The 579-nt window shown below is 40.2% G+C and carries 1 protein-coding gene and 1 pseudogene; both read right to left on the reverse strand.

Going from position 1 to position 579, the window contains the following annotated elements:
- A partial coding sequence (locus ACFILA_RS09970) for a hypothetical protein (protein ID WP_375661177.1) occupies positions 1–377 on the reverse strand: 377 nt, incomplete at its 3' end.
- Positions 374–579 (reverse strand): annotated as a pseudogene (locus tag ACFILA_RS09975) (hypothetical protein); the annotation flags it as partial. The gene ACFILA_RS09970 and the pseudogene ACFILA_RS09975, both read right to left, overlap by 4 nt.

Here is a 579-nt window from a genome sequence, read left to right on the forward strand (position 1 = left end):
TTATACTTTTTACAAAAAGGGCTGTTCAAACGCTTCTTGACACTGCGCTGTGGTATGACAGCACCTGGACGACAAATGGGAAGGTTTTCAGCTCTAAAAGTATAACACCAATATGGTCCTCCCCATTTGTAGCGGAATCCTGCTTGAATCATGCAAGCATCGATGGAAGCCTCTGCATTGATGCTTAGCTTTCTATTTTCTGGAAAAACATCATAAGGGGTTGGCATACCACATTCTAACAATGCTTTTCCTACCTCAGTAAAATCTGCTCCTGGTTTCTCCCATGCACTCAAAACTCCTGGTGGAGGCTTGTCGATGTTACATCCAGCAATATTTAACAGAATGAGACCACTTAATAATTTCAAGATTTGTTTCATTTTTTTCTTCCTGAATATTTTGAATAAATTGGCGTACGATTAGGTAATCCATAAGCCTGTCGACATATTGAACCTGCATTACCATAACAAGCATGGACACTGGGGTAGCCCTTAAATATTTGCCATGCTTCTTTCCAAGGACCACTTCCAGGAGGTATTTGCTCAAAAGTGTAAGGATTTTTGCCAATCTTTGTACCAACAA

The sequence above is a fragment of the Bartonella sp. CL71SXKL genome (assembly GCF_042194935.1).
Classification (GTDB): Bacteria; Pseudomonadota; Alphaproteobacteria; order Rhizobiales; family Rhizobiaceae; genus Bartonella.